Annotated in this window: 21 protein-coding genes and 2 tRNA genes; 15 read left to right on the plus strand and 8 right to left on the minus strand. The window is 65.4% G+C overall.

The features are described from left to right. Positions 1-12 precede the first annotated feature (12 nt). From D3226_RS11825 to D3226_RS11840, 4 genes are all read left to right on the plus strand, one after another. Positions 13-83, plus strand: a tRNA-Cys gene (locus D3226_RS11825). 24 nt (positions 84-107) lie between these two features. After that, a tRNA-Val gene (locus D3226_RS11830) sits at positions 108-179 on the plus strand. A 59-nt stretch (positions 180-238) separates the two neighbouring features. Continuing rightward, entirely contained in the window at positions 239-556 is a 318-nt protein-coding gene (locus tag D3226_RS11835; protein WP_202382801.1) for a chorismate mutase, read from the plus strand. Next, positions 543-821 (plus strand): hypothetical protein, encoded by a 279-nt coding sequence (locus D3226_RS11840; protein WP_202382802.1) that lies wholly within the window; start codon positions 543-545, stop codon positions 819-821. The genes D3226_RS11835 and D3226_RS11840 overlap by 14 nt, the downstream gene beginning before the upstream one ends. Here the strand turns inward: D3226_RS11840 and D3226_RS11845 are convergent. From D3226_RS11845 to D3226_RS11855, 3 genes are all read right to left on the minus strand, one after another. Further along, the gene (locus D3226_RS11845) at positions 790-1164 is read right to left on the minus strand and encodes an HNH endonuclease (RefSeq protein ID WP_202382803.1); all 375 of its coding nucleotides are present in this window, start codon (positions 1162-1164) and stop codon (positions 790-792) included. The genes D3226_RS11840 and D3226_RS11845 overlap by 32 nt on opposite strands. A 50-nt stretch (positions 1165-1214) precedes the next feature. After that, the gene (gene chrA, locus D3226_RS11850; RefSeq protein WP_237462800.1) at positions 1215-2516 is read right to left on the minus strand and encodes a chromate efflux transporter; all 1302 of its coding nucleotides are present in this window, start codon (positions 2514-2516) and stop codon (positions 1215-1217) included. 87 nt (positions 2517-2603) lie between these two features. Continuing rightward, positions 2604-2906: a hypothetical protein gene (locus D3226_RS11855; RefSeq protein ID WP_202382805.1), complete on the minus strand. Its 303-nt coding sequence runs from the start codon at positions 2904-2906 to the stop codon at positions 2604-2606. 96 nt (positions 2907-3002) lie between these two features. Between D3226_RS11855 and D3226_RS11860 the strand changes: the two genes are divergently transcribed. After that, positions 3003-4511: a SulP family inorganic anion transporter gene (locus D3226_RS11860; RefSeq protein WP_202382806.1), complete on the plus strand. Its 1509-nt coding sequence runs from the start codon at positions 3003-3005 to the stop codon at positions 4509-4511. 1 nt (position 4512) lies between these two features. On the opposite strand, the gene soxR is transcribed toward D3226_RS11860, so the two are convergent. After that, positions 4513-5007 carry a redox-sensitive transcriptional activator SoxR gene (soxR, locus tag D3226_RS11865; protein WP_272928932.1) on the minus strand — a complete coding sequence of 165 codons (495 nt, stop codon included), beginning with the start codon at positions 5005-5007 and terminating at the stop codon, positions 4513-4515. A 77-nt stretch (positions 5008-5084) separates the two neighbouring features. Here soxR and fdxA point away from each other — a divergent pair, with 77 nt between their 5' ends. From fdxA to D3226_RS11895, 6 genes are all read left to right on the plus strand, one after another. Further along, positions 5085-5411 (plus strand): ferredoxin, encoded by a 327-nt coding sequence (gene fdxA, locus D3226_RS11870; RefSeq protein ID WP_202382808.1) that lies wholly within the window; start codon positions 5085-5087, stop codon positions 5409-5411. 19 nt (positions 5412-5430) lie between these two features. Then, on the plus strand, positions 5431-5952 hold the full coding sequence (locus D3226_RS11875) for a flavin reductase family protein (protein ID WP_202382809.1): 522 nt from the start codon (positions 5431-5433) through the stop codon (positions 5950-5952). Positions 5953-6012: 60 nt separating this feature from the next. Then, positions 6013-6645, plus strand: coding sequence for a superoxide dismutase (locus D3226_RS11880; RefSeq protein ID WP_202382810.1), 633 nt, complete (start codon positions 6013-6015; stop codon positions 6643-6645). Positions 6646-6779: 134 nt separating this feature from the next. Further along, complete coding sequence (locus tag D3226_RS11885; protein WP_202382811.1) at positions 6780-7418, plus strand: phosphoribosylanthranilate isomerase; 639 nt, start codon at positions 6780-6782, stop codon at positions 7416-7418. A 184-nt stretch (positions 7419-7602) separates the two neighbouring features. Then, on the plus strand, positions 7603-9558 hold the full coding sequence (locus tag D3226_RS11890; RefSeq protein WP_237462801.1) for a BCCT family transporter: 1956 nt from the start codon (positions 7603-7605) through the stop codon (positions 9556-9558). Between the two features lie 103 nt (positions 9559-9661). Next, positions 9662-10681, plus strand: coding sequence for a M23 family metallopeptidase (locus tag D3226_RS11895; protein ID WP_202382813.1), 1020 nt, complete (start codon positions 9662-9664; stop codon positions 10679-10681). A gap of 78 nt (positions 10682-10759) precedes the next feature. Here D3226_RS11895 and trpD read toward each other — a convergent pair whose 3' ends face one another. Next, positions 10760-11824 (minus strand): anthranilate phosphoribosyltransferase, encoded by a 1065-nt coding sequence (gene trpD / locus D3226_RS11900; RefSeq protein WP_202382814.1) that lies wholly within the window; start codon positions 11822-11824, stop codon positions 10760-10762. Between the two features lie 235 nt (positions 11825-12059). On the opposite strand from trpD, the gene ctaE reads away from it, so the two are divergent. From ctaE to qcrB, 4 genes are read left to right on the plus strand one after another with little or no spacing between them, the layout of a single operon-like run. Then, the gene (ctaE, locus tag D3226_RS11905; protein WP_202382815.1) at positions 12060-12689 is read left to right on the plus strand and encodes an aa3-type cytochrome oxidase subunit III; all 630 of its coding nucleotides are present in this window, start codon (positions 12060-12062) and stop codon (positions 12687-12689) included. A gap of 16 nt (positions 12690-12705) precedes the next feature. Beyond that, a complete protein-coding gene (qcrC, locus tag D3226_RS11910) occupies positions 12706-13515 on the plus strand; it encodes a cytochrome bc1 complex diheme cytochrome c subunit (RefSeq protein ID WP_202382816.1) in 810 nt (269 codons plus the stop codon). A 45-nt stretch (positions 13516-13560) separates the two neighbouring features. Next, positions 13561-14670, plus strand: coding sequence for a cytochrome bc1 complex Rieske iron-sulfur subunit (gene qcrA / locus D3226_RS11915; RefSeq protein ID WP_202382817.1), 1110 nt, complete (start codon positions 13561-13563; stop codon positions 14668-14670). Beyond that, positions 14667-16280: a cytochrome bc1 complex cytochrome b subunit gene (qcrB, locus tag D3226_RS11920; protein WP_202382818.1), complete on the plus strand. Its 1614-nt coding sequence runs from the start codon at positions 14667-14669 to the stop codon at positions 16278-16280. The genes qcrA and qcrB overlap by 4 nt, the downstream gene beginning before the upstream one ends. A gap of 592 nt (positions 16281-16872) precedes the next feature. Here the strand turns inward: qcrB and D3226_RS11925 are convergent. The 3 genes from D3226_RS11925 to D3226_RS11935 all read right to left on the minus strand — a co-directional run bounded on the left by D3226_RS11925 (position 16873) and on the right by D3226_RS11935 (position 19122). Beyond that, complete coding sequence (locus tag D3226_RS11925) at positions 16873-18120, minus strand: Nramp family divalent metal transporter (RefSeq protein ID WP_202382985.1); 1248 nt, start codon at positions 18118-18120, stop codon at positions 16873-16875. Between the two features lie 92 nt (positions 18121-18212). Next, on the minus strand, positions 18213-18674 hold the full coding sequence (locus D3226_RS11930; RefSeq protein ID WP_202382819.1) for a TetR/AcrR family transcriptional regulator: 462 nt from the start codon (positions 18672-18674) through the stop codon (positions 18213-18215). A 4-nt stretch (positions 18675-18678) separates the two neighbouring features. Beyond that, the gene (locus tag D3226_RS11935; RefSeq protein WP_202382820.1) at positions 18679-19122 is read right to left on the minus strand and encodes a GNAT family N-acetyltransferase; all 444 of its coding nucleotides are present in this window, start codon (positions 19120-19122) and stop codon (positions 18679-18681) included. Positions 19123-19126 lie beyond the last annotated feature (4 nt).

Raw genomic sequence — 19126 nt, forward strand, 5'->3', positions numbered from 1 at the left:
GCAACACCATACGGTGGCGTGGCCGAGAGGCGAGGCAGCGGCCTGCAAAGCCGTATACACGGGTTCGAATCCCGTCGCCACCTCGCTATAATTCAATAGCCTTTTAGGCGCGATTGGCGCAGCGGTAGCGCGCTTCCCTGACACGGAAGAGGTCACTGGTTCGATCCCAGTATCGCGCACAGAACAAGCCCCCGGTTTTCACCGGGGGCTTTCTTGTTTTCCGGCTACCCTTGCCAGCATGGACCACACCTCGGCTGAGCTGACACTCCCGGACGTACGCGCGCACATTGACGCGATCGACCAAAAGATTGTTTCGTTGATCGCCGAACGACAGCGTTGGGTGGTCGCGGCAGGCAGGTTGAAGTCCACCGAGAGCGATGTTCGCGCACCGGACCGGGCCCAGCGGGTCATCGCACGCGTGCGCGACCTCGCCGAGGGAGTGGGCGCGGCACCAGATGTTGTTGAGGGCGCGTACCGCGCACTCATCGCCGGCCTCATCGAGTTTGAGCTTGACGATCATCGCAGACGCACTGGGAGCCTTCGTGACACAGAGTGAAGTGATCACCGTGCTCATCGCCGCGGGCGTCATCGCACTGCTCGTCACGGTCTGGCGTATCGATCGCAGTCGCCGCACTCGGGACGGATCCGTACTCTCAGGCACCGTGAGCGCGTTCGACAATGTGTTCCACCCGGAAGCTGCGCGCGCAGCGGAGATCCGGGAGATCCAGCGTGAGCTCCCGGCGGAGGCGCCGTCCCCGGGTGACCCGCCTCAGGCGGGTCTCTTTTCGACTACTCCCCCGGCTCCGCCAAGCCAGACATGATCTCCGAGTAGCGCTGCAGGAAGGTGCGCTCATCGAGCTTCTTCTTGCGCAGCCACGCGGTGACCTCATTGGTGTGCTTACTCGCGTTGCAGGACGCGCAGGCAGGAACCACGTTCTCGAGGGTGTAGCGGCCGCCGCGCGAGATCGGCTGAATACAGTCTTTCTGCAGCGCTGACTCCGTGACGCCGCAGTAGGCACAACCGCCCCAAGCTGCACGGAGTTCACCCCACTCGGCAGCGGACAGATCATTCACTACACGCGAGAGGCGCCGCTGCCGCCGCTTGGCGTAGCGGGCGCGGGTCTTCGCCGAACTCGACACAGGAAACTTGCGACGCGGAGGCACCCCTTCATCCTAGGCACACTCGCGGCGCGGTTTCACCCCGGCACGCGGGCTCACCACCCGAGCGGCAGGCCTGCTGCGGCGAGAAGCGCTCCGACAGTGGCGCCGGCAAGCACGACCTGCCACGCGGGTCGGCGCCAGAGAAGAAGAATGATCGCGAGCAGCGCGATGCCGAGTGATACCCAACCGGTCAGCCCTGCGGGCACGACGGGAGTCACGAGCGCTGCCGCAAGGATGCCGACCACTGCTGCGTTGGCGCCCCGCAGTGCAGCCTGCGCGAGAGTGCTCGCCCGCAAGCGCTCCCACACCGACAGCGCCGCGAGCAGCCACAGCACCCCGGGCAGGAACACTGCCACCAGCGCAAGGGCGGCAGCTCCCAGCGCACCCCACCCCAGCCCCGCGTTCGTGCCAAGCTCAAACCCGAGCCCCGCCGCGAAAGTGAAGAGCGGCCCGGGCACTGCCTGCGCTGCGGCATACCCCGCCATGAACTGCTCAGGATCAACGCCGGCCGCCACAACAGGTTCAGCGCCGAGCAGCGGCAGCACGACGTGCCCGCCGCCAAACACTAGCGCGCCTGCACGCGTGAACGCATCGGCGATCCCGAGCCAGATACTCCGCCAGATGAGCGCCGCCAGCGGCAGCAGCACAAGCAGAGCGCACAGAAGCGTTACTGCCCAGATCCCCGGAATCGGTGTGGGAGCCCAGCTGGTCCGCTCGGCGGGGATAACCTGGGCGGCCTCCGCGCTCCGCGTATCTTCACGCTCCGCCGCGCGCGATGTTCCTCGATCGCGGAGCCACAGAAGACCGGCGGCTGCCCCGCAGGCAATCGCGAGCACCTGGCCGAGCGCACTCGGAACCAAGAGTGCGAGCACCATGCCGACGAGCGCAATCACGCGACGCTGGCTGTCAGGCGCGAGGCTGCGTGCCATCCCCCAGACCGCATGCGCGACCACTACGACGGCCACCGCCAGGAGGCCCAGCAGTGCGCCGCGAACGGCCTGCGTCGAAGGAAGTGCGGTGCCCATCGCCGCAAGCCCGACCAACAGCACCGCCGACGGCAGCGTGAAGCCGAGCCAGGCAAGGAGACCGCCGAGTGCGCCCGCTCGGTGCAGGCCAATCGCGATCCCGAGTTGGCTTGAGGCCGGCCCCGGCACAAACTGGCAGAGCGCGAGCAGCTCCGCGTACGCCGCATCGCTCAGCCAGCGGCGTCGCGCTACGAACTCCTCCCGGAAGTAGCCCAGGTGCGCTACGGGGCCACCAAACGATGTGAGGCCGAGGCGGAGAAACGCACGAAAGACCTCCCCCAGCGCACCCGCAGAGGGCGCCGGCGACCCCGCCGCAGCTCTCGGGGTCAAGTGAGGAGGAAGCCGGGCCATCCAACAAGCTTCGTGCCCGGCGCCGCCCACCTCAAGCAAACACTTGATGACGTGCGCGTCGAGATGCTAGTGGGCGCGGAGGGCAGCCACGATCTCCGGGGCGGTCGGCGCCCCGCTCGGCCCCGCGTCCGAAGGATAGACGCGACACGCAAGCGCCGACGCCCGCGTCCCCGCGAAGAGGTCGACCCCGTCTCGCAGGATGGTGGGCGACCCTGAGAACGGGGCATTCGCCGCTGCAGCGTCACTCGTCAGTGTGGTGACGCGCAGCGTCGCCGGGTCCGCTCCGAGTTCGGCGAGCGCGGCGCGAGTGCGCTGCACGGCAAGCTCGCCGTTTGGGCAATCTGGAATAGTGAGCACCTCGACACGCATGCGGCAAGTCTCCCACGTGGCGCGCAGGCCCGCGCCTCCGATACGCTGCCCCTCTGCGCACACACGGCGCGACACCGCCATTTGAAAGGACCGTGCATGCCGAGCCACTCCGCGCAGCTCGCTTCCTCGCGCCCCATGACCGTGGGTGCGGCACTGCGATCCCCTCGCATCCTCACGCGCGAGGCGCTCGCGGGTCTGGTCGTTGCACTGGCGCTGATCCCGGAGGCGATCGCGTTCTCGGTGATCGCGGGAGTCGATCCACGCATGGGGCTTTTCTCTTCCTGCATCATGGCGGTCACGATCGCATTCGTTGGGGGACGCCCGGCAATGATTACCGCAGCAACCGGAGCAGTCGCGCTCGTGATCGCGCCGGTCATGCGTGATCACGGCATTGAGTACTTCGTTGCAACGGTGCTGCTCGCTGGGGTCCTGCAGATCGTGCTCGCGGTGCTCGGCGTCGCGCGTTTCATGCGCTTCATTCCACGCAGTGTGATGGTGGGCTTTGTCAACGCGCTGGCACTCCTCGTGCTTGGTGCGCAGCTGCCACATCTGATTGATGTCCCGTTCGCGGTGTACCCGCTCGTGGTGGGCGGATTGGTCGTGCTCGCAGTGCTCCCCCGCTTCACGCGAGCGGTGCCCGCGCCGCTCATTGCGATTGTGCTCGTCACCCTCGCGGTTGTTTCGATTGGGATCTCAGTTCCCACCGTCGGCGATCAGGGTGAACTGCCCCGGAGCTTGCCGGAGTTCTTCTTCCCGACGGTTCCGATGAACCTGGAGACACTCGCGATCATCGGGCCGGCAGCACTCGGAATGGCCTGCGTGGGGCTCCTCGAATCGCTCATGACCGCGCAACTGGTTGACGAGATCACTGACACGCGCACGAGTCGCACACGCGAGGCGTGGGGGCAAGGTGTCGCCAATCTGATGTCGGGCTGCTTCGGCGGCATGGGCGGTTGCGCCGTCGTCGGACAGACCATGATGAATGTTAAAGCCTCCGGCGCTCGCACCCGCGTCTCAACTTTTCTTGCCGGCGTGTTCCTGCTCGTCCTCGTCCTCGTGCTCGGGGACGTGGTGGCTGCGATCCCGATGGCAGCTCTTGTCGCCGTCATGATCGCGGTGTCCGTGGCCACGTTTGACTGGCACTCGATCACCCCGGCGACGCTCCGCCGCCTGCCGCGCAGCGAAACGACCGTCATGGTCCTCACGGTGGCGGCGGTGCTGCTCACCCACAACCTCGCCATTGGCGTTGGCGTGGGCGTCGTGGCGGCGTCTGTTCTTTTCGTGCGCCGCGTGTCGAGCGTGGTGGAGGTGACCCGAACAGTCACTGGTGAGGCTGACGAAGCGACCGCACATTATTCGGTGCGCGGCGAGCTCTTCTTCGCGTCGAGCAACGAGCTGACCACCCGCTTTGCCTACGGCGCAGACCCCGCGCGAGTGGTCATCAACCTCAGCGACGCGCACGTCTGGGACGCCTCGACAGTCGCCGCCATCGATGCGATCGAGACCCGGTACGCACGAAGAGGCATCAGCGTCGAACTCACCGGAATGAACCCTCGCACGAGCGCCATGCACGGGCGGCTGAGCGGCACTCTCGGCGGATCCTGAGCTAGACCCGAATGCGCAGGGCACCAGCCCCGCTGTCTCCGAGCTCATCATCGGGGTTGAGGAGCCGGCACGCCTTCATCGAGAGGCAGCCACACCCAATGCAACCGGTGAGCTCGCGTTCGAGCTCCTCGATTCCCTTGCGGCGCTGCTCCAGCGTCTTCTTCCACCGCCGCGAGGCGCGCTGCCAGTCCTCGTGGCTGGGCGGTGTTTCAAGCGGCACGTCGGCAAAGCTCTCTTGCACATCCGAGAGTGGGATCCCGAGCCGCTTGGCCACCGACACGAGCGCGACACGGCGAAGCATGTAGCGGGGGTACCGCCGCTGGTTTCCGGCGGTGCGCCTCGAAGCGATAAGTCCAAGCTGTTCGTAGTAGTGCAGGGCAGACACCGCGACGCCCGTGCGGCGGCTCATTTCGCCAACCGTGAGGAGTTCTTCAGGGACGTGTTGCCCCACCGACGACGTTGTCTTCTCGTTCGGCACCGCAGATTCTTCACTCAACCCAACCTCCTCCTTGACCTCAACCATACTTGAGGTTTTACGGTTGTGGGTATGTCGAAGCGAAACATACTGCACGCATGACCTACGTGATTGCGCTCCCCTGTGTCGACGTCAAAGATCGCGCGTGCATCGACGAGTGCCCCGTGGACTGTATCTACGAGGGCGAACGCATGCTCTACATCCACCCGGATGAGTGCGTGGACTGCGGCGCCTGCGAGCCCGTCTGCCCCGTCGAAGCGATCTACTACGAAGACGATCTGCCGAGCGAGTGGTCCGACTATTACAAGGCCAACGTCGAGTTCTTCGACGAGATCGGCTCCCCCGGTGGCGCGGCCAAAGTCGGCATGTACAACTTCGATCACCCGATCATCGCCGCGCTGCCGCCGCAAGCCGCGACCGTCTAGCCGCTGTAGAGGAGCGCACATGAACACCGCAACACTCACCGAAACGGCTGCGACCGCGGAAACGCTCGCGGCCGGCTTCAAGGATGCCTTCCGCACCCACCCCGCCGGGATCGCGCTCATCACCGCGCAGACTCCCGAGGGACCGGTGGGCCTCACCGCGTCAAGCGTCGCCTCGGTGGGACTCGATCCCGCAGCGCTCGCCTTCTCCGTGACTCGCGCAACGGGGAGCGCCGGCGGCATCCTCCAAGCATCGAGCTATGTGGTGCATCTGCTCGACGAGCCGCAGCTCGAAATGGCGCAGCTGTTTGCGGTGAGCGGCACGGAACGCTTCACGGCAGAACAGGGCTGGGAAACCCTTCCCACCGGCGAACCGTTCCTCCCGAACACGCGCGCGGCGTTCCGCTGCCGCACGCTCCAGTCTGTTGCAGTGGGCGCGTCGACGCTTGTCGTCGCCCAGGTGCTCGACGTGCACCTGGGCGCACCCGCAGCTCCACTGATCTACCGCGACCGCGCGTTCCACGCGCTCGGCCCGGCGCTCTAGCTCCGCACCGCGGGCATCGAGCCAGCACCTTCACCCTCCTCATATCGAAAGGACCCGGCCATGACCGAGTACACCCTGCCCGACCTGCCCTACGACTACTCCGCACTTGCACCTCACATTTCAGGGCGCATTATGGAGCTGCACCACTCGAAGCACCACCAGGCCTACGTCACTGGCGCGAACACCGCGCTCGCGCAGCTTGCTGAGGCGCGTGAGAGCGGCAACCTCGCCGCGGTGAACAAGCTTGAAAAGGACCTCGCGTTCAACCTCGGTGGCCACATCAACCACAGCGTGTTCTGGGAGAACATGTCTCCGAACGGCGGCGGCGATCCCACGGGAGAGCTCGCCGAGGCGATTGGCAGCAACTTCGGCTCGATCGAGGCGTTCCGCGCACACTTCGAGGCGACCGCGATGGGCGTCCAGGGTTCCGGCTGGTCGGTGCTCGCATGGGACTCCGTCGGCGCTCGCCCGGTGGTGTTCCAGCTCTTCGACCAGCAGGGCAACGCACCCCTCGGCGTCACCCCGCTGCTGCAGCTCGACGTGTGGGAGCACGCGTACTACCTCGACTACCAGAACGTCCGTGCTGACTACGTGAAGGCGTTCTGGAACGTCGTCAACTGGGAGGACGTTGCACGCCGCTTCGCTGCCGCGCGCACGCAGACCGCGGGGCTCATCACGGCGCAGAGCCGCTAAACCCCGCAGCGGGCGTGTCGGGGGCGGCACGCGCGCGGTTGAGCCCGGTGCGACACCAGTTCGCACCGGGCTCAACGCAGTACACTGGGCGGCCGGGGGCTCGACTGGGCCCGCCGCCAAGCCCGAGGAGCGCCATGTACGTGAAGATCTGTGGACTCCGCGACGCTGCGCACGGCGCACTCGCCGCGAGCCTCGGCGCCGATGCGGTCGGCGTGGTGATGAGCGAGGGAAGTCCTCGGAACGCCAGGCCGGAAGAAGCGCTCGCCGTTATTGCTGCGGCACGGGCAGCAGCGAGCACGCACGCGACCGGGATCGACACGGTACTCGTGGTGAGCCGTACGCCCGCGCGCGAGGCTGCGGAGCTTGCTCGCGATCTCGGTTTCGACGTACTCCAGTTGCACGGCCGATACTCACACACAGACATTGCCGCGGCCCAGCGGGTGATCCCTCGCGTGTGGCGCGCGGCGTCGCTCGCGCACTTCCCAGAGCTCCGCGCCGGAGAGTTTGGGGAGGAGCGCCTCCTTGTTGACGGCGCCGTGCCCGGCTCGGGCGAAACGTGGGACCTCTCGCAGCTGGATCCCCAGCGCCTTGGCGCCAGCTGGGTCCTCGCAGGTGGGCTCGCACCCGAAAATGTGGCGGCGGCGATTCGCGCAGCACACCCCGGCGGAGTCGACGTGTCGAGCGGCGTCGAGTCGGCACCTGGGCTCAAGGATCCCGAGCTCATCAGGCAGTTCATCGCTGCGGCGCGCCAGAGCCAGGTCACGAACGCATAACGGAAGAAACCCCCGGTCCAAGCTCCTTTCACACCAACACGGTGAAAGACTTCGCGCGAAACCCCTGGTCAGAATAGCCCAGCCCTCGCTAGCGTAGGACAGTGGCCAGAACCCGGCCGCTGTTCAAAGCAACGCTCGGAGGCTGAGAACCATGCCGAAGTCGAACCCTACGGGGAAACGAACCATGAAGATCACGGTTCCCACCCCACCCCCGCTCCCCCACCCCGGCCTCCTGCCGGGCATCGGCGTCGAGCAGACAGGGATGCGATTCCCCACCAACTGGGTGGTGCTCATCGTCACGCTGACCCTCACCGTGGGAGTGATCGCGTGGGCGTTCATCGCGCCCGACAACCTCGCCGAGGTGGGCGCGGCGTCCTTGGCATGGGTCACCGCGAACTTCAGCTGGCTCTTCGGGGCGCTTGCCATCACCGTCGTGCTCTTCATGCTCGTCGTCGGCTACGGCCGCACCGGCGGCATCCGGCTCGGCGCTGACGACGAAGAGCCCGAGTTCTCGACCGCATCGTGGATCTCGATGCTCTTCGCCGCGGGTCTCGGAATCGGTCTCCTGTTCTACGGGCCGCTCGAACCGCTCACCTACTTCCTCTCCCCGCCGCCAGGCCTCACTGAACAGGGTGGAACCGCCGACGCTGCGCTTCCCGCACTCGCCCAGACGATCCTGCACTGGGGCCCCATTGCGTGGGCGTTCTACGCATTGGTCGGTGGCGCGATCGCGTACAGCGCGTATCGTCGCGGCCGCGCCCCACTGATTTCTGCGCTATTCGAGCCGGTGTTCCCCGGCAGTTCCCACCGCGCGCTGGGCCGCACGATCGACATCTTTGCGATCATCGTGACGCTCTTCGGCACCGCGGTTTCGCTCGGGATCGGGGCCTTGCAGATCGAGAGCGGCTTCCGCATGGTCACCGGGATCGGCCCGCTCGGCAACACGTTCCTCGTGGGGGCGATCGCGATCCTCACCTCACTCTTTATCGCCTCAGCTGTTTCCGGTGTGAAGCGCGGCATCCGCCGGCTGTCAAACCTCAACATGGTGCTCACGGGAAGCCTCGGCCTCTTCGTGCTCATCGCGGGGCCGACCGTGTTCCTGCTGAACTTCTTCCCTTCGTCGCTCGTCGAGTTCTTCGAGCAGCTCGGCCTCATGCTCGCCCGCAACCCGAATCAGGGAGGCGAGACGGCAACCTTCCTCTCCTCCTGGACTACGTACTACTGGGCATGGTGGGTGTCGTGGACGCCGTTCGTGGGGATGTTCATCGCAAAGATTTCCCGTGGGCGCACGCTTCGCGAGTTCGTCACCACGGTGGTGCTCGTCCCCTCCGCGATTGTCATCGCCTGGTTCGTCGTGTACGGCGGCACCGCGATCTACATGAGCCTGAACGGGGTTGACCTCCAAACCGGCGACTCCGGCGAGGAGGTACTGTTCCATCTCCTCCAGCGACTCCCACTCGGCATGCTGACCTCCGTGGTCGCAATGATCGCCGTCGTCGTGTTCTTCGTGACCGCTGCAGACTCCGCATCCATCGTCATGGCATCCATGTCCCAGGCTGGACGACCAGAACCCTCCCGGTGGGTGACCATCCTCTGGGGCCTCCTCCTCAGCTTGATCGCCGTTTCTCTCCTCCTTGCGGGCGGGCGCAACACACTGGGCGGCCTGCAATCGCTCATGGTGGTGTCGGCGCTCCCGTTCGCGTTCGTGGTCATCGGCATCATGTTCTCGTGGGCGAAAGACCTCCGCACGGATCCCTACATCATTCGCCGCAAGTACGCTCAGGCCGCCATCGCGCAGGGTGTGCGCCGTGGCATCGACGAGTACGGTGACGACTTCGTGTTCGGCACAAGCGAGGTCCCCGCAGACGAGGGCGCGGGCGCGGGCTTTGACAGTACAGATCCGGTGCTCACCGAGTGGTACGTCGACGCAACCACCGGGCCCATCCAGCAGCTCACCCCAGAGGACGTGCGACGGACCCTCGAGCCGGGCAAGATTCAGGAGAAGGGCCCTGACCGCCCCGATCACTCAGCATCCGGCGATGCTTCACTCACCGTCGGTGAAAAGCCGTACGTGGCGCCCGAAGACACTCAGCCAAATGCGGCTGAGCACGAAGAGAAGCCCGACCCGAACACCCAGTAGCTGAGAGCGAACACCGAGAACTGGCGTTTCCAAGCTCCCGGTTGTAACCTGTTCGTTATCTTTGCCGAGCGTCCGCGCACGGCACCGCCGATCGAAAGTCCGCATGCCCGATTCATCCTCCCCCGCGCCGAAATCGTTCCCGTCGCGTCGCGCCCTGCGCGAAGCGGCCGCACGGAACGCGGCGCCGACTGAGCCGCAGCAGCAACACGTTGCGACGCAGCCCGAAGCACCCGAAGCACTCGAGCAGCAGCCCGCGCGTCCCGCCGCGCAGGCACCCGCGGTAACGCTCCCCGAGTCGCCCGTCGAACACGACGGCCCGATCACCGGTGGGTACGTGCGCGTCCCACTTCCGGAGCGCGACCTCTCCTCGGCGAGGGCGGACGACGGCAGCACGCCACGTGCACGTCGCCCACTTCGGCGCCGAATCGCTGCGGCGGCGGCGGCCGCGAGCGTCGGGGGGCTCGTGCTCTCCGCCGCCGTGCCGCTCACACAAGGCAGCGAGGATGAGGTCGTCGCTGCAGCAACGCAGCAGCGACTGTTCTCCGAGGTGTCACCGGAAGACATTCCCGCGTCACTCGCAGAGATCACCGCGGTCGACGTCGACGAGGCCATCGCCGGCACCTACGCGTATCGCGCACGAGCGCTCGTCAACTACCCATTCCAACAGTCCGTGCTCCTCACTGATCCGTTTGGGTACCGCACGGCCCCGGTTGAGCAGTTCCACGACGCGCAAGACTTTGGCGCCGCAGCGGGTACTCCGATCTACGCAATCGCAGACGGCACGGTTCTGGAAGCAGGCTTCGCGAGCGATGGGTGTGGCTTCGGTCTCAAACTCGAGCATGAGATCGACGGGAAGGAAGTGACGAGCCGCTACTGCCACATGCAGGATGCCTCGCATTCGTACTCGGTCGGCGACACCCTCATGATGGGCGACCCCGTCGGCCGAGTCGGCGCGACCGGCATGGCCTTCGGCGCGCACCTGCACCTGGCGCTGCGCGTCGACGATCAGCCCGCCGACCCGATGCCGTTCCTTGCAAAGTACAGCCGCATGGACCGCGACGAGAAGACGACCACGAAGAACGCGCCGGCCACCGCTGAGACCCGCTCTGGCACGAGCTCCTAAGCGCGCAACACAGAGAAGGGGCCCATCGCGTACGCGATGGGCCCCTTCTCGGCATTTCAGGGCGCTGGGCCCCGGAGATTACCGAGCGCTGAGGCCGCTCGTCACCCGAGCCCAGTCAGCAAGCTTCGCTGCCGCGCGACCCGAATCGATCGCGTCCTCCGCGACCTTCAGCTTCTCGCTGAGGCGCTCGAGCAGCGCGCGCTCCACGGACTCCGGGTTGTTGGCCAGGTCGTAGGCCACGAGGCCTGCGGCTGCGTTGAGCAGCACGATGTCGCGCACCGGGCCTCGCTCACCCTGCAGCACCCGGTGCACCACAGCGGCGTTCTCCTCGGGAGTGCCGCCGACGAGATCCTGGATCTGGGATCGTGGGATCCCAAGCTCCCGGGGATCAATGTCGTGCTCCGTGAGACCACCGCGGCTGACCTCCCACAGGCGCGAGTGGCCGGTCGTGGTCAGTTCGTCGAGCCCATCATCGCCTCGGAACACAAGAGCTGAGGCACCGCGCAGGCGGAACACACCCACGAAGATCGGCACACGGTCGATATCTGCGACACCCACGGCCGAGGCCTCGGGGCGCACCGGATTGCAAAGCGGCCCGAGGAAGTTGAACACCGTCGGAATGCCGAGCTCCGCGCGGGCGGGAGCCACGTGCCGGAATCCCGGAAGGAAGCGCGCGGCGTGCACGAATGCGATCCCAACCTCTGAGAACGTCTGAGACACCGCGGCCGCATCAAGCTCGAGATCGATCCCGAGGGCACTCAGCACATCAGAGGACCCCGACTGACTGCTCGCCGCGCGGTTGCCGTGCTTGACCACGGGCGCCCCGGCAGCGGCGGCCGTAATGGAAGCCATAGTCGAGATGTTGACGGTACCGAAGCGATCGCCCCCGGTCCCTACAATGTCGAGCGACATGGCGGGCAGGTCGAGCGGCAGCGCCTCCGCCAAGATTGCGTCACGGAAACCGATCACCTCGTCGACCGTCACGCCCTTCGAACGAAGGGCAACAAGGAATGCGCCGATCTGAGCGCCACTTGCTGAACCGGTCATGAAATTGCTCATGGCCCATTCAGCTTGGGAAACGCTGAGATCCTCGCCGTCGAGCAGCGTGGTGAGAACGGTGGGCCAGGTGCGTTCATCGATCATTCCGCAATTGTATCGAGGCGACGCGCCAGCTTCCGACACGCAGGGACCGAGGCCCACACTCACGAGAACACGCCAAATTTGGCCGACACACTCACGGATCGCCCACCCGATGTCCACAATCACCTCCGCGAAGCGGTAGGCTTGTCAGGAATCTCGCAGAAAGTTCGGCGCGCCGGTCACGAGTGAAAACGCACACCAAACTTTCAGCCATAATGGAGGGGTGACAACGACCACTATGAATACCAAGTCAGCCGTGCCTTCGGTGAAGCGACCGAATCTCGTCGCCGTCGGCACGATCGTGTGGCTCGGCAGCGAGGTCATGTTCTTCGCGGGCCTGTTCGCGATTTACTTCACGCTGCGCGCTATGAACCCAGAGCTGTGGGTTGAGCAGACCGCCAAGCACAACTTCACCTTTGCGCTGGTGAACACACTGATTCTGGTTGCGTCCTCCTTCACCGCTCAGGCCGGCGTCTTCGCCGCAGAGCGCGGCCAGCCTCGCGCCACCGGCAAGAGCCCCGCACAGTGGGGAACCGTTGAGTGGTTCTTCCTCACCTTCTTCATGGGTGCGATCTTCGTTGCGGGACAGACCTGGGAGTACGCCACCTTCGTGTCCGAGGGCATCACCCTTGCGTCCGATCCCTACGGCTCTGCCTTCTACCTCACCACGGGCTTCCACGGCATCCACGTGTCGCTCGGCCTCATCGCCTTCCTTCTCGTGATCGGCCGTATCTACGCGGTCAAGAACTTTACGCACAAGGAAGAGACCACGGCCGTCGTCGTGTCCTACTACTGGCACTTCGTCGACATCGTCTGGATCATCCTGTTCATCGTCATCTACGTCCTGCCACTCGTGCAGGGCTACTAAGGGGAGGCCAGTACTCATGGCTCGCGCCAAGAAGAACGTCCACAAGACCGGACGCCGACACCCGCTCGCTACCGCAGCCCTCGTTGCGGTCGGCCTGCTCGTGACCGGAGCTGCGTACGCTGGCTTCAGCCAGACCTCAGCCACCGCTGAGATCGACCTCAACTCCCCCGCCACCATCGAGGCCGGCGAGAAGCTCTTCGGGGCGAACTGTGCAACCTGCCACGGTGCAGGCGCGCAGGGCACGCCCGATGGCCCCTCGCTTGTCGGCGTTGGTGCGGCATCGGTCAACTTCCAAGTTGGCACCGGCCGTATGCCCCTTGCCTTCCAGGGCCCGCAGGGCATGGTCAAGCCGCAGCAGTTCTCCGAGGAGCAGACCCTGCAGATGGCTGCCTACGTGGCGTCCCTCGCACCGGGACCGGCTCTGCCCGAGACCCAGTACCTTCAGGCAGACAGCGACGATGAGGGTATCGCGAAGGGCGGCGAACTCTTCCGCATCAACTGCGCGATGTGCCACAACGTGTCGGCCGCCGGTGGCGCCCTGACGCAGGGCAAGTTCGCCCCGAAGCTCACCGGTGTTGCCCCCACGCACATCTACGAGGCAATGATCACGGGCCCGCAGAACATGCCCGTCTTCAGCGATGCGAACATCACGCCGCAGCAGAAGGCCGACATCATCTCGTACCTCAAGTACATCGAGGAGAAGCCCGCTATCGGCGGTCTGACCCTTGGGTCGATCGGCCCGGTCGCTGAGGGCCTCTTCATCTGGGTGATCGGACTGGGCGCCATCATTGGCCTCACCGTTTGGGTCACCGCGAAGTCGAACTAAGTTCGACAACGCAACGAGTTCATGAGTCAGGAGTCAAGGAGCAACATGGCAGAGGAAGCGAAGAACAACGGCGGCGCCGTTGTCGCAGCCCAGGGCCACGGCTCGGCCGATGGCGCGGCTGGGACCGCCGTCATCTCGTCGGACGCCGTGCAGAATCCCGGCCTTCCGCCGCACCGCAAGCGCGTCACGGATCTGGATCCTAAGAAGGAAAAGGGTGCGGAGCGCACGGTCTACACCCTCTTCTACCTCTCCATCGCTGGAAGCTTGGGCGCGGTTCTCGCGTACATGTTCCTCCCGATCGAGACGGGCGATCCGATGGCCATCCGCGTGCACACGCTGGTTGTCGGCCTCGGCATGGCGCTCGCCATGCTTGCCATCGGTATCGGTGCGGTCCACTGGGGCAAGGCCCTCATGGCCGATCACGAGTCGATCGACGAGCGTCACCCGGTCCCCAGCGACACGGAAACCCGCGAGGCATCGGCTGAGATCTTCAAGCTTGCAAACGAAGAGTCGGGCTTCTCGCGCCGCTCGCTCGTGCGCAACAGCCTCATCGGCGCACTGATTGCCTTCCCGCTCCCCGGCATCACCCTGCTGCGCGGCCTTGCTCCGCAGGATCGCGATCCCGTACAGCTGCTGAAGCACACCATGTGGACCAAGGGCGTCCGTCTCGCACGCGATCCCTCCGGTGTGCCGATCAAGGCCAGCGAGGTCACCATCGGTTCGGCGTTCCACGTCATCCCCGAAACCCTCACGCACGAGGACTTCGCAAAGCTGAGCCTTGATGAGCGCGGCGGCAGCGAGACCCTTCTCGATGCGAAGGCCAAGGCCATCGTTCTCCTCATGCGTCTGGACCAGAGCGAGCTCAACGAGCTTCCCGAGCGCGAGAGCTGGTCGTACGACGGCATCGTCGCGTACTCGAAGGTCTGCACCCACGTCGGCTGCCCCGTTGCGCTCTACGAGCAGCACACGCACCACCTGCTGTGCCCCTGCCACCAGTCGCAGTTCGACGTCTCCGAGCACGCCAAGGTTGTGTTCGGTCCCGCGAAGCGCCCCCTGCCGCAGCTGCCGATCACGGTCGACGATGAGGGCTACCTCGTCGCGCAGAGCGATTTCCATGAACCTGTCGGCCCGAGCTACTGGGAGCGTCTCAAGTGAGCAGCACCGTAACCGAATCGCCCGCGCAGAACGGCTCGAGCCGTTTCACGTCCGCGGCCGCGAACTACATCGATGAGCGCACCAAGATCGGTGTTGCTGTCAAGGAGTTCGGACGCAAGGTCTTCCCCGACCACTGGTCCTTCCTCCTCGGCGAGGTCGCGCTGTATAGCTTCGTCGTCATCCTGCTGTCGGGTACCTTCCTGACGCTCTTCTTCCAGGCGACGATGATCGAGACGCACTACACCGGGCCGTACGTCCCGATGAAGGGTGTCGAGATGTCGGGCGCTATGGCCTCGACACTGGACATCTCGTTCTCAGTGCGCGGTGGCCTCCTGATGCGTCACGTCCACCACTGGGCTGCGCTTCTCTTCGTTGCCTCCATCGGCCTGCACATGCTCCGCATCTTCTTCACCGGCGCATTCCGCAAGCCCCGCGAGCTCAACTGGGTGATCGGCTTCGTTCTCTTCATCCTCGCGATGGCAGAGGGCTTCACCGGCTACTCGCTCCCCGACGATGTTCTCTCGGGCAACGGCCTCCGCATCATTGATGGCCTGATCAAGGCGATCCCCGTGATCGGCACCTACCTCTCCTACTTCTTCTTCGGTGGAGAGTTCCCGGGCACCGACATCGTCGGCCGTCTCTACATGCTGCACATCATGCTGCTGCCCGCACTGGTCATCCTGTTCGTGGCACTGCACCTCGCGTTTGTGGTCATCCACAAGCACGCGCAGTACCCCGGCCCGGGCAAGACCCAGCAGAACGTTGTTGGCTACCCCATCCTCCCCGTCTACGCAGCGAAGGCTGGCGGCTTCTTCTTCATCGTCTTCGGCGTGATCCTCCTGATCGCCTCGATCGTGGGAATCAACCCGATCTGGGCATACGGACCGTACGATCCCTCCCCCGTTTCGGCTGGTACTCAGCCTGACTGGTACATCGGCTTCGCGGACGGCATGCTCCGTCTGATCCCGCCGGGGCTCGAGACTGAGTGGTTCGGCTACACCTGGTCGTGGAACATGTTGCTCCCGATCATCATCATGGGCGGCTTCATCGTCCTCGTAGCGATCTACCCCTTCATCGAGGCCTGGGTCACCGGCGACAAGCGCGAGCACCACATTCTGGATCGCCCGCGCAACGCCCCGACGCGTACCGCAATCGGTGCAGCCGGCGTGACCTTCTACGCGGTAATGTGGGCCGGCGCAAGCTCGGACCTCATGGCAACCCACTTCCAGCTCTCCATGGAGGGCGTGATCCACGCACTGCAGGCCCTGCTCATCCTCGGCCCGATCATTGCGTACATCGTCACGAAGCGGATCTGCCTCGCGCTCCAGAAGAAGGATCGCAGCATCGCGCTCCACGGCTTCGAGTCCGGTCGTATCGTTCGCCTCCCCGGCGGCGAGTTCGTCGAGGTGCACAAGCCGCTCGACGAGTACGAGCAGTGGGAGCTCGTGAGCTACCACGACTACGCGCCGCTGATGCTCCGTCCCAACGATGACGGCCGCATCCCCTTCTCCAAGCGCCTGCGTGCTGGCTTCAGCCGCTGGTTCTTCGAGGATCGGATCGTTCCGCCCACCGCTGGCGAGATCGAGCAGAGCAAGCACGAGGGTCACTAACCCTCACCACGGCTGTGGCCCCGCAGGATTCATTTCCTGCGGGGCCACAGCCGTTTCTGCGCCCTCACACCACTTGGCGCCGTGCGCTTGGCTCCGTCGCCCCGTCGCTCCGTCCTCCCGTCCTCCCGTCCTCCTGTCCTCCTGTCCTCCCGTCCTCCCGTCCTCCCGTCGAGGTAGATTGCCTGCGCGGGGGCACGTTAGTGCCGCATGAATCGAGCCGCTGCACAGCCAGAATGCTCCGAACGACTGCGAGGTGGCCGCGAGCGTTGTGGGCCGTCGTCAGAGGTACGCATCCCGTATAGGCTGGGACCGGGCGGCGGGCGCGACGCAGCGCGGCACGCAGGCGCTCTCCCAGCAGCTCCTTCTCTGCACTGCGTCGTTCTGCTAATACGCTCTTATGCAACTGCGCCCGTCTGCGTCGCACCCATCTGCTCCGCACCCATCCGCGTTGCACCCATCCGCCCCGCCCCTCCGCGGCCCCCGTTTGCGGAAGCCCGGGGCATCTCGAGGCACACCCAGAGCGCCCAACGGGCAGGGCTGGGGCGAGGGCGTATCGACTGCGGGAGACCGGCTCGAGGAAGCCGGGAAGAGGCTAGGCCTGGCCTGTGAAGATGAGCCAGAGGAGCAGCAAGTTGAGCGCCACAATCAGGCCGACGACCATCCAGGACACCACGCGGAGCCAGGCGCCGTTCTGGAAGGTGCCCATCACGTCGCGCCGTTCGGTCAGCCGCGCCAGCGGGATCAGTGCAAAGGGCAGCCCGAAGGACAGGAGCACCTGACTCAGCACGAGCGCCCACGTCGGATCGATGCCCACGGCGAGCAAGATGAGCGCCGGCACGAGCGTAATACCCCGTCGCACAAGCATCGGAACGCGGATGTGCAGGAGCCCGGACATGATGGTTGCACCCGCGTAGCATCCCACCGAGGTGGAGGCCAAGCCTGAGGCGAGCAGCCCAATTGCGAAGATCACGCCGATGGTCGGGCCGAGTGCATCCGTGATTGCCGCGTGAGCGCCCTCGATGGAGTCGGTGCCAGCGACTCCGGGAAGACTCGCCGCCGCGAGCAGCAGCATCGCCACGTTCACTCCCCCTGCAACGACGAGCGACAGCGCCACATCCCACCGGGTAGCGACGAGCAGCCGTTGGATGCGCCCAGGCTCGTTGTGTGCGCCGTGGCGGTCGCGGGCCAGCGCTGAATGCAGGTACACCGCGTGCGGCATCACCGTCGCGCCGAGCATGCTCGCCGCGAGCAGTACCGTCTGCGTCCCTTGGAAGCGCGGCACGAGACCTTCCAGCATGCCCTGAGGGTCGAGCGGGCTGAACAAGAGCCCCGCAAGGAAGCCGATGGTGATCACACCGAGCAGACCCATGACCACAAACTCGAAGGTGCGCTGTCCTCGTCGCGACTGCAGCTGCAGCAGCGCCATTGAAACGACGCCGACGATGAGGCCGCCGATCGGTAGCGGGACGCCGAATAGCAGGTAGAGAGCGAGCGCTCCACCGATCACCTCGGCGACGTCGGTGGCGGCAGCGACGAGCTCCGCTTGGAGCCAGTAGAGCCGCCTCGGCCACCGGCGCAGCCGAGATCCCAGCACCTCGGGCAGGCTCTCCCCTGTGACAAGGCCAAGCTTGGCGGAAAGGTACTGCACAATCATCGCCATGAGGTTTGCAGCAATGAGTACCCAGAGGAGCAAGTAGCCGTACTCTGCACCCGCCGTGAGGTTTGCGGCCACGTTCCCCGGGTCGACGTACGCGATCGCTGCGACAAAGGCAGGCCCGAGGAGGTTGATCCCACCGCCGCGACGCCTGCCCCGGCGACCATCAACCGGTGCCTCATCCAGCGACGCTGTGCCAGATTCGCTCTGTCTACTCACAAAGTTAGACTACTCGAACTTACGGCTTCAGTTCGTCTCCCTGGTCGGAGTTGTGCGCGCTACAGCTCCAATTGAGTGGCCACGCGTTCTGAGCTGTGCTCGCCGGCTTCACTGCGAAGCGCGCCTGCGGCACGAACGAGAAGGTTTCCAAGAGCTGCGGGTTCAACATGTTGCTCGAGTTCACGCAACAGCGGAGAGAGGTCCGAGGCCAGCGCTGGATCCTGAGCGGTAGCGTAGGCCTGGTATACGACGCGCACCGCGCCGATTGGGATCGCCTGCACGCCACGCGGATCCGGTTCGAGCTCAACAATGGATACGACAGCGCGCGAAACGCATGCGAGGAAGAGCTCCTGCTTGGTGCGAAAATTCGCGTAGACGTGTGGCTGAGGCACGCTCGCACGGGCTGCGATGCGCCCGGTCGACGTGCCGTGGAAACCAAAGAGGCCGAACTCGATGAGTCCGGCCTCTTGTAGGCGTTCGCGATTCTCGCCTGGCCGGCGCCTAATGCGACGCTCGGTCATTGAACTATCCCAGTTCGAGAATCTTGCGGTAGTGCTCCCCCACGGGTTCAAAACCACGGTGGTTGTAGAAGGAGCCGATACGCGCGGTGGAGGCGGAGAGCTGACGTACGCCGCGCCCCATGCAGTAGTGCTCATTCGCCTGCATCAACCGGTCACCGACTCCGTGGCCACGCGAGCCCTCGTCGACGACGATCTCCTGCAAGTGAGCAGTGAGCCCCGGAGCGTGGAGCAGACGGGAGACTGTCATGAGGGAATAGCCCACAACCTTCTCGTCGAGCTCGGCGACGAACAAAACGTTCGTCTCCTGATCGCGGTGTCGAAGGATGTTATCGAACGCGACGAGGAACTCGTCGCTGCCGATGGTCTCGCGGCCGGTAGTGAACTGTCGGGCCAGAGCGAGGACGGCACGTGCGTCCTCGCTCTTGCCACGGCGAATGATGATGCTCACGCGG

The organism is Leucobacter chromiireducens subsp. chromiireducens (assembly GCF_016758255.1).
Lineage (GTDB): Bacteria > Actinomycetota > Actinomycetes > Actinomycetales > Microbacteriaceae > Leucobacter > Leucobacter chromiireducens.